The following is a 10,418-nucleotide window of genomic DNA, read 5'->3' on the forward strand; positions in this document are numbered from 1 at the left end:
TAGACAACTCATGGCATGTAAAGCTCATGCACTGAAGGTTCCTGCATCCCCTGAATCCCCTGCACTCCCCGTCTCATCCTGGACTAGCCATACAACGGCCCGAAGGCTGAGCACGCGCGGTAATCTGCGCCTGTCGGGTCATTCGCGCCGAAGGCCGGCCAGACGCTCGGACGGAACAGACGATCCTCCGAAACATTGTGCATGCTGACCGGGATGCGCAGCATCGAGGCGAGCGTGATCAGGTCGCCACCCACATGCCCGTAGCTCACCGCGCAATGGTTCGAGCCCCAATGGTTCATGACGGTATAGACATCCTGGAACACACCGCTGCCGGACAGCCGCGGTACGAACCAGGTTGTCGGCCATGTCGGATTGGAGCGCTGATCCAGCACATCGTGAATCTCCTCCGGCAGCTCCACAGAATAGCCCTCGGCAATTTGCAGCACCGGCCCCAGCCCCTTGATCAGGTTAATACGAGCCATCGTCATCGGCATGCCGCCGCGGGTCGTGAAGTCTGTCGAGTAGCCGCCACCACGGAAGAAATCCACCGCCGGGCACCACTTTGTCGCATCAAGACAAGCCTGCGCCTCCTCTGACGAGATGTCCCAGAACGGCTTCATCGCCGGCTTGCCGTCGATCTGCTGCTCGCCAGTGCCGTCCAGCGCTGCCGGGCCGGAGTTGATCAGATGAATGACGCCGCCTGCTGCCGCGCCCTCCAGCTTCCGTCCGGTCACCCGCTCCACTGCCTCCGGGCTCCAATAGGTGCGCACATCCGCGAAGATTTGGGCGCTGTTCGTCAGCAGATGCCCCATCAGCATCGTCACCGCGTTCAGATTGTCATTTTCCGTCGCCATCATATACGGCTCGCGGATGCCATTCCAATCGAAGGAGCTGGTCAGGATCGCTTCCATGAAGTCGCCGTTCGGGAAATGATCCGTCCAGGCGCGCTGACCCTGGAATCCCGCTGCAATCGCATTATGACCGACCGCCTCTTCCTCATAGCCCATCTCGCCGAGCTTGGGATTGCCGATCATCAGGTCGCGGGCGATCAGCGTCATTTTGACCACGGTCTCCCAATCCTGCTCCTTCTGCTCTGCAGTACGCACAAGACCAGGCGGGTTGACATCAGCGCCAAGCTGGCAGTTCGCCTTCGTCCATGCGAGCGCACGCTCATACTCCTCCTGGTCGTAGATGCCGCGCTCCATGCGGCGGATGAATTCGGTCATGTCCACATACTCATTGCGCATGCCCAGATAGTCCTGGAAGAACGTCTCATCTACGATACAGCCCGCAATCCCCATCGACACCGTGCCCAGCGCCAGGTATGACTTGCCGCGCATCGTGGCTACAGCCAGCCCCGCCTTGGCAAACTGGAGCAGCTTGGCCTGGACATCCTCCGGGATGACCGTGTCGCCCATGTCCTGGACATCCTTGCCATAGATGCTGAACGCCGGGAGTCCCTTCTGGTTATGCGCCCCCAGTGCCGAGGCCAGGTAGACCGCGCCGGGGCGCTCTGTGCCATTGAAGCCCCAGATTGCCTTGGGCATGAGCGGATCGGTATCGATCGTCTCTAGCGGGTAGCACCAGGAAGGCGTCACCGAGATCGTCAGCCCGACCCCCTCCTTGCGGAATTTCTCCGCAGCGCGTGCCGCTTCGCCGACACCGCCAATCGTGGAGTCAGCAATGACACACTCGACGGGCAGGCCGTTGGAATGACGCAGATTCGCGCTCAAAAATTCGGCGCAAGCCTGCGCCATCTTCATCGTCGGCTCCTCCAGCGATTCACGGATGCCCCCGCGACGTCCATCCACAATCGGACGGATGCCGATCTTGGGCATATCTCCTTGCAGCCGATTTACAAATGCTGTTGTGTTCATAGCGCTTCCCCCTTAATTTGAGTACGTATTCGCCAACTCCATCGTCAAGCGTCGCAGTTGCTCGACCTCAAGGCGTTGGGTCGCCGTGAATTCATCATGATTTTTGGAGCGGCACCGATAATTGGTCAGCACGCCCTGCTGCATCAGATCGTACTTGGCATTCGTCGGATACAGTTGTCGTTCAATGAGCGAAGCCAGGCTCAAGAAATCAGCCAGCCGCTCCGCTTCCACCGGCTGCTGCTGCCACTGCCGATGCAGCCAGACATACAGCTCGGGATGGAAGTTCGCCATCACACCGCTATAGCCTGTTGCTCCGAGCTTCCATGTCTCCAGCAGCGTAGCCGAGTTCGCGTTGTAGAGCTGCAGGCCGGTTCCTGCTACAGCAGCCAGCTTCGCGCGCATGTTGTCCACATCGCAGCTCGTATCCTTCAGGAACAGGAAGCGTCCCGACTCGGCGCACCAGCGCAGCGCCTCCGGCGAGATGAGCCGCTTGTACGGATGCGGACACTCGTAGAACCCGAGCGGCAACTGCTCCGGCAGCTCGTCCAGCAATTGGCGGAGCCTGCCCAGCCACACCTCCTCCGATTCCTCGGCCGAAGCCAGACGATTCGTGATCAGCACCAACGCATCGATGCCCGTGGCAGCCATCGCCTGCAGCTCAGCCACCTGATCCTCGAAGCGGTCTGAGATATGCCCGGAGGCGATGACCGGTACCCGCCCGTTTGCCTTCTCCTTCACGAAGGCGGCAAGCTGCACACGCTCCTCCAGGCTGAGATAGAACATTTCGCTCGATTGGCAGACCGCGAACAAGCCATCTACCCCTTTATCGATATACCAGTCAATTAGCCGCTCCAATGCCGCATAATCAATCTCATTATTTTCGGTAAATGGCGTAATCATCGTCGGCCATACGCCACCTGGCATCCGTTGTCCGCCGATCGCTTCTCTCTCCTTGCTCATCGCTGCTCTCCTCTTTTCCTCTCTCTTTGCCATGCTATTCATGCCACACCATGTTCATCCGTGCCCTATTCATGCCACGCCATGTTCATCGTTGTGTTTACCCGATTACCGCTACTTACAGCAGCCTTGAAGCTCCAGCATGCGGAATGCAATGTCCCGTCGCTTATCTGTGTACGTCACATACAGCCGATTCCCCACAGCCACCATTGCAGGGTACGAATATTCGCCCTCGTCATCCTCCAGAACGTATTCCTCGCCCCAGGTCTGACCGTTGTCGCGGGACAGACGCACGACGAGCGGAGTGCGCGGCCCCCAGTTCTGCCCGACCGGGTTGAACACGAGCGCAAGTAAGCCATCCTGCAGCCGGGCGAGGTCGATGCCGCTATTATTGTTGGGCAGCTCCGTCCGATAAGCCTCACTCCAGGTGCGGCCTCCGTCGCGGGAGTCGCTGCGATAGATCGCGCCCTCGCTGCTGCGCATCAACATATGCACCTGCTCTGGTGCCGACTCCCATAGTGTCGGCTGGATGACGCCGCGCCCGATGAAGGACTGCGGCGACACCGGAATATCGCTGCCTGTCACCATCGCGGGCTGAATGCCCTCCAGCTCGCGGATCGATACATCGGCGCTGCGGCTCCAGGTGCGACCTTCATCATCGGATCGATCAGCGAATGAACGCCAGATTCCCTCCTCGGTTGAGGCGGGCGCCAGCCAGGCGCCATCATGCAGCACGATCAGCTTATTGCGGACAGGCCCGCGACCGCCCTCATCGCCCGGCACCAGCTCCCTAGGTGCTGACCAGGTGCGGCCGCTATCGGCAGATGTACGCATGATGGTGCGCCAGCTCTTAATGTGGCGACCGATCTTGTAGAACAGGACGAGCTCCCCGTCCTCCTTGCGGTGCAGCACCGGGTTCCAATGCGGCTCCTCCGTGTCATGAGCCAGCAGTTGGGGCTGCGACCACGCTCCCTCACTACGGCGTGCACTCCATATGGCGACATCGTCATCCCCTTCGTGAGCACCGGCGAACCAGACCGCCATCACCTCATCCTCTGACAGCACGGCCAGATGCGAGGCGTGACAACTGGCAAACGGTGGATTCCCCCCGGCCACCCGCTCATTAGCCAGCGGGCGATACGGGTCTGATCCCAATACATCCTTCATCCTTGCATTCCTCCTGTCGGTAACATGTCGTCATTAGGGTGTGTATGCAAACTCCGCAAGGGGCAGATGTTGCCGAATTTTCGTTCCATGCCAGGCGCTTTTTCGCAGGCGTACCGGGGTACGTCAAGGGAAAGCAACGCAGCAGGGGGCGAAAAGGCGGGGATAGATGCCCTTATACGGGTTTGCATACACGCCCTAGGACGCTGCCATGCTAATTATTTGGGTGCCAACTACGGAATGTACTTCAACTCGACAGGAGCATGACCGACTTCTCATTCAGGTCGGGACACGTTCTCACAATTGCACCGCGGGACAGCAAGAGAAAAGTAACGCAGAACAGAACGTGAAGACGGTGATCGATGCCCTTGAGCCGGGGTTGAAGTCACGTCCTAGCCCTTAATTCCTGTGTTGGCCACTCCTTCCACAAAATAGCGCTGCAACGACAGAAAGACGATCAGCGATGGAATAATGGCCATGCACGCCCCGGCCAGCGAGGTGCCGTATTGGAACTGTGCAGTAGAGTTCGCTCCGCCCATGAACTGTGCAATCCCTACAGCCAGCGGCTTCAGAGAATTTTCACGAATCGCGATGAGCGGCCACAGGAAATTGTTCCAGTTGGAGATGAACATGAGGATCGTCACAGTCGACAACGCCGGCTTTGCCAGCGGCAGCATGATTTTGCTGAAGATGCCGAAGTCCTTGCAGCCGTCGATCCGCGCGGCCTCCTCCAGCTCCCGCGGAATCGTCTTGAAGAAGCTGGTCAGGATAAATACGCTCGTGACATTGGCCCCGGCGACCAGCACAATCGCATAGTAGCTATTCAACAGGTTCAGCTTGGAGACGAGCAGGAACAGTGGGACAATATAAGCCTGAATCGGGATCAGCAGCATGGACACAATCAGCATGAACAGCAGTTTTTTGCCTCTGAAATGCAGCCGTCCGAACGCATACGCAGCCAGTGTTGTGATGACGAGCACAAATAGCGTAGACGCTACGGTCATACCGACACTGTTGCCCATCCAGCTCATATACGGAAAATTATTCAGCACGGCAGTATAGTTGGAGAGCGTAAACGTCTCCGGAATCCACTTTGGCGGGTAGCTGATGATCTGCGCCTCCGGCTTTAGAGATGAGATTAGCGACCAGAGCAGCGGGAACAGAAATACGACGGCTACAAGCGCCATGACAGGGTATGCGATCACTTTTTTGGTATGCATGTGGTTTCCTCCCTACTCGTCCAGCCTGAGCAGCCTAGATTGAATCTGTACCATGACGATCAGTATGACCAGAATAGCGATGCCCAGCGTGGAACCATATCCGAGGTTATAGTTCTGGAAGGCTGTGCCGTACAAATACTGTACAAGCGTCAGTGTCGCCGTCCCCGGCCCGCCGTTGGTCATGACGAAGATCTGGTCGAACACTTGAATCGTATTAATCAGCGTAAGCGTTACAATCATAGAGGTGATCGGCTTCAGCAGCGGCAGCGTTATTTTCATGAAGGTCTGAAGCTTGGTAGCTCCGTCAATTTCGGAGGCCTCGTACAAATCCTTGGATATATCCTGCAGCCCCGCCAGATACAGAATCATGTTATAACCAAGGAACGACCAGACCGTGACGATCGCTACAGAGAACAGCGCATACTTCTCATTGGTCAGCCATTCCACGGGGCTAAGGCCGAGCAGCTTGAGGTAATAGTTCAAAATGCCGAAATTATTGTCATACAGCCAGTTCCAGATGATGCCCACGACCGCCGGGATTAACACGTAGGGCATGATGGAGATGGTGCGCACCGCATTGCGAAATTTCAGCTTCTGATTGAGCAGCACGGCCAGCAGCAGGCTGAAGATGATCAGCGGCGGCAGCGCCATGACGAGAAACAACAACGTATTTTTTAGTGATGTAAAGAAAATAGGATCGGCAAACAGCTTCTTGAAGTTGCTCAGTCCGGCAAAGCTCGCGTCCCCTATAATATTCCATTTCATAAAACCGATGAACAAGCCGGCCACACTAGGGCCGAACCTGAATACGAGAAAGACCAGCAAGTACGGCAACAGAAACATAGCGGCAACCTTGCCTTGGTTTTTCATCCCCTCGACAACCCTTCTATCCCAAAATATCCTGCATCCTGTCGGCTGCATGCCATCCGTATGACGGCAGTGCCGTCATACGGAATATGCATACAGCGAGTTCTAGTCCGTGCCTGTAACCTTATCCGGCATTATTCTGCCAATATAGCATCCATGCTCTTTTTCAGCTCGCGTGCAACTTCAAGCGGATCTTTGTTGTTCAATACAGCATCCTGCGCAGCAGTCAATATCGGGCTTGGCGCCGTGCTGGAGAACAGTTGGGTCGCCTTCGGATGCGCCGGCAGCAGTACCGCGTTATCCAGACTGCTAATGAACGCCTCACGACCTGGCAGCGCCTTGGCCGCTTCCATGCCCGCATTGCTGGAAGGGAGCTGGCCTGACTTCGCCCATGCGCCGGAGTTGCGATCCAGCCACTTCACGAACTCTACAGCCGCTGCCTTTTCTTCCTCTGTCGCCTTCTTGTTTACCGGGAATGTCAGCACCTCAGCCGCTCCCCAAGCCGCCGCCTTGTCGAACACCTTCGGATACGGCGCGCTCGCCCAGTCGATCGTCGAAGCCTCCAGCTTCGGCATCTGCCATGGACCGTCGACGATCATCGCCACCTTGCCAGCTGTGAAGTCGTCCACCGGAGATTTTTGCCCCTTAGGCACCACCTTGTATTTGAATACCAGATCCTGCAGGAAGCCCAGCGCCTTGGCCGCTTGCTGTTCATCCAGCTCCAGCTTGCTCATATCCTCTGTGAACGGGTTCGCTCCCTGTTGATTCACAAGCGCGTAGAACTGATAGAAGACGTGGTGGTTCATGCTGAAGCCCAGTCCATATTGCACGACATTGTTCTCATCGAAGCCCTCTTCATTCGGGTGCTTGCCGTTTTTATCAATAGTCAGCTTCTGTGCTGCGGCGATCCACTCCTCACCTGTCGAGGGAGCGCTTACACCTGCTTTGGAGAACATCTCTTTGTTATACAATAGACCATGCATATGCACGTCGAGCGGCACCGCATATTGCGTGCCCTTATACATCGTTCCGCCCCATGCAAAATCAGAATAATTCGACTTGTCCAGTTGCACCTGCCCGATAAGGGAATCGTCGAGCACGCCCATCTCCGAGAACTGTCCAATCTCAAATGGATGCATCGCCAGCACATCTGGCGGGTTGCCCACCTTCATCTCGGTCAAAAACTTGGTGAACAACGGTGTCCATTGCATCGAGGTAAACTCGACATGAATGTTGCTCTGCTCCTTGTTGAATTGATCGACCAGCCCTTTCATCGTCTCCAGGTCAGGGCCTGTCCAGCCCCCCCAATAATCGATGTTGATCGGCCCCTTGGTTGCCGTATCTGTACCGGAGGTAGAGCCAGTCGACTCCGGAGTGGTCTGTCCGGAGCAAGCGGCACAGACGACGAGCAACGCAGTAGAGGCAAGTGCAGTGGTAAGCTTGTTGAATTTCATACGTGTATACCCTCCCCAATTGTCATATCTACTCTTAAAATCTATTCTTAAAGCGGATGGGCCAGTTTATCTGCCTGTACCCTTGTCCGCATTTAAGCATCGCGAAATTCGTTGCGAAATGGCCCGCAGGATTGACGAAAGACAAGGTGCGTATCGAATATGCGGCTTACTGGCTCCTGCAGTCTATGCTGCATCATCTCCGTCAGCAGTCCAAAGCAAGCCTCTGCCATCTGCTCGACTGGCAGATGAACCGTTGTCAAGCTGGGAACGGTATATCTGGTTACCTCATCGTCATCGTGCCCGACCAACTCTATATCATCAGGAACGCAGATGCCTGCTTCATGCAGAGCCTTGAGCGCCCCTACCGACATCTGATCGCTGATGGCGAATATCGCGGTCGGCCATTGCTCCCTCTCCTGCAGCATCCGCCGAATGGCCTGATAACCGCCCTGCTCGGAGAAATCCTCGCGCACCTGCAGGCGCGGTTCCAGCTCCAACCCAAGCTCCCTCCCCTTGTCGATAAAGCCCAATCGGCGCAGGTGGATCGCTCGTGAGGAGACGTGAGGAATGATGATGCCAGCTCTGCGGTGGCCACGGCTAGCGAATAAGCGAGCCACCTGCTCTCCTGACGCATAGCTGTCCACGTTAACGGACGCGTATTTATCCGATTCTCGTTGATACATCACAAGCGGTACTAGCGGATTCACTTCCTTCAGATAACGCTCATCCTTCTCTGTCGGGTTGGCGATGATCGCCCCGTTGAAGCGTGTTCCGGTCAACAGACTGCGCACTTCATGCAGTTGGTTGCCGACATAGGGCTGAATCAGCACCTCGTATTCTTGACCATTGGAGCGAAGCGACTGCTGAAGTCCCTTGAGAAAACGATTGATCAGCACCGCCCGCGTATCCAGCGACCAGAACAAGGCAATGATTGGCAGCACACTTTCACCGCTGCTTCGAAGCCGTCTCGCCGATATATTCGGCTGATAGTTCAGCAGCCGCGCCGTATTCCATATTTTCTCCTGGGTAGCCGAAGATATGCGGTACTGGTCGCCCTTGCCATTCAGAACAAGGGAAACTGTCCCTCGCGAGACCTGGGCTAGCTCGGCAATCTCTTTTATACCGGACATGCTTCACCTCGCCTTGTCATTCATGAATAATGGATTGAAGCGGTTTCAACTACGACTTAGAACTTTTGCTAAAACGTATTGCTAATACGTTTTTATTGTATTTTAAAAACGCTTTCATGTCAATAGAAATGATTAATACGTTTTAGCAAAAGGTATAGGATGTGTCTTCAAGCTCCGACGGGAGCCGAATTTTCGTCTCAGGCAAGGCGCTTGCTCTCAGGAATACCGGGTCACGTCACGAGAAAGCAACGCAGTACGGGGCGAAAAGGCGGTGAAGGACGCCCTTGGGTAGACGGCCTGGCTTAGAGCATCAAAAAAATCCCACTTTATTGCCGCTAAGCAATAGAAGTGGGATGAAGATAATAAAAGTGCGTGGCAGTTGCTTCATTCAAGCGTCATCCGCATTCGAGCTGTCGATTCCGCAGGAGGTGCGAAGGACGATGCTCGTATCCATCAAGCGGGCGACAGGCTCTGGCGAACGATGATGAATAAGGTCAACAAGCATGCGCAAGCATTCTCGCGCCATCTCCTCTACAGGGAGATGGACCGTGGACAAGGAAGGGATCGTGAAGCGGGCAATCTCATCATCATCATGTCCGACCAGCTCAATGTCGTCTGGCACCCGCTTACCGCTGTCATGCAAGCCGGATAATGCGCCTACCGCCATCTGATCGCTAATGACAAATAGAGCCGAGGGCAAGCTTGTCTTCACCAGCTTACATGCCGCCTCGTAGCCGCCGCGCTCGGAAAAATCACCATACACCACATGCTCGTCCCTCACCTCCAGACCGAGCTCCGCTGCACGTTCCAAGAAGCCCTCCTTGCGCAGACGGATGGCAGCCGAAGAAACATCCGGCACCAGCACACCGACTCGTTGATGTCCGCGGGAAGCGAATAGCTCAGCTACCGCCCGGCCACTGGCATAGCTGTCTACATTTACCGAGGCATACCGCTCAGAGCTGCGCTGATACAGCACAATGGGCACATTAAGCTGCGACTGCTCCAGATAACGCTCATCTTCCTCCGTCGGGTTGGCGATAATCGCCCCGTTGAAGCGCGTGCCGGTCACAAGACTGCGGGTTTCGCTTAGCTTCGATCCGACAAACGGTTGAATTAGCAGCTCGTATTCGCCCTCGATCTCTGCCAGCTCCTGCTGCAGCCCGCGCAGAAAACGGCTGATCAACACCGTGCGCGTATCCAGCGTCCAGAATAATGCGATTATGGGCAGCACCTTCTCCCCGCCGCTGCGGAGGCGTCGAGCCGAAATGTTCGGCTGATAATTCAACGCTCTGGCGGCCTCCAGCACCTTTTGCTGTGTGGCAGCCGATATGCGGTACTGATCTCCCTTCCCATTCATCACCAGGGAGGCCGTTCCCTGCGAGACATTGGCCAGCCGGGCGATTTCTTTAATGCTAGACATCTTCCTCCCCCGTTCTCCATAGCGGCCTGCCCATACGATACTTCGTCAGGCATCGCCGGCTAATACGTTTCACTTATCTTACTTGGATACGGATGTTGTGTCAATCTCATACAGTTGTAAGGTGCGACTGCCCGGCTGCCTCCCTCTTCTGCTCTTGCTGCTCTTGCTGCATGTGCTGCATGTGCTGCTCTCCTGTTCTTGCTGCTCTTGCTGCACGTGCTATTCTGCTGTTCTGCTGCTCTTGCTAGTGCCCCTGCAGAGCTACCGCACCGCCTGCAACGGCAGACACTCCCCCTCGCAAGCAGGCAGCATACGCTGGTTACTGCTCA

General features: G+C 56.1%; 8 protein-coding genes. All 8 read right to left on the reverse strand.

All coding sequences use genetic code 11. From position 1 onward, the window contains the following. Positions 1–83 precede the first annotated feature (83 nt). Complete coding sequence (locus ACY1JZ_RS22835; RefSeq protein WP_462631073.1) at positions 84–1,877, reverse strand: L-fucose isomerase; 1,794 nt, start codon at positions 1,875–1,877, stop codon at positions 84–86. A gap of 12 nt (positions 1,878–1,889) precedes the next feature. Then, complete coding sequence (locus tag ACY1JZ_RS22840) at positions 1,890–2,837, reverse strand: dihydrodipicolinate synthase family protein (protein WP_462631074.1); 948 nt, start codon at positions 2,835–2,837, stop codon at positions 1,890–1,892. A gap of 111 nt (positions 2,838–2,948) precedes the next feature. Further along, positions 2,949–4,001, reverse strand: a complete 1,053-nt coding sequence (locus ACY1JZ_RS22845; RefSeq protein ID WP_462631075.1) for a sialidase family protein — start codon at positions 3,999–4,001, stop codon at positions 2,949–2,951. A gap of 389 nt (positions 4,002–4,390) precedes the next feature. After that, complete coding sequence (locus ACY1JZ_RS22850; protein WP_270168071.1) at positions 4,391–5,218, reverse strand: carbohydrate ABC transporter permease; 828 nt, start codon at positions 5,216–5,218, stop codon at positions 4,391–4,393. A 12-nt stretch (positions 5,219–5,230) separates the two neighbouring features. After that, positions 5,231–6,088: a carbohydrate ABC transporter permease gene (locus ACY1JZ_RS22855; RefSeq protein ID WP_270168070.1), complete on the reverse strand. Its 858-nt coding sequence runs from the start codon at positions 6,086–6,088 to the stop codon at positions 5,231–5,233. A gap of 131 nt (positions 6,089–6,219) precedes the next feature. Beyond that, positions 6,220–7,539, reverse strand: coding sequence for an ABC transporter substrate-binding protein (locus ACY1JZ_RS22860; RefSeq protein WP_270168069.1), 1,320 nt, complete (start codon positions 7,537–7,539; stop codon positions 6,220–6,222). Positions 7,540–7,631: 92 nt separating this feature from the next. Continuing rightward, complete coding sequence (locus tag ACY1JZ_RS22865; RefSeq protein WP_462631076.1) at positions 7,632–8,669, reverse strand: LacI family DNA-binding transcriptional regulator; 1,038 nt, start codon at positions 8,667–8,669, stop codon at positions 7,632–7,634. 388 nt (positions 8,670–9,057) lie between these two features. After that, positions 9,058–10,089, reverse strand: a complete 1,032-nt coding sequence (locus ACY1JZ_RS22870) for a LacI family DNA-binding transcriptional regulator (protein WP_462631077.1) — start codon at positions 10,087–10,089, stop codon at positions 9,058–9,060. Positions 10,090–10,418: the final 329 nt, after the last annotated feature.

This window comes from Paenibacillus sp. J5 (genome assembly GCF_054955055.1).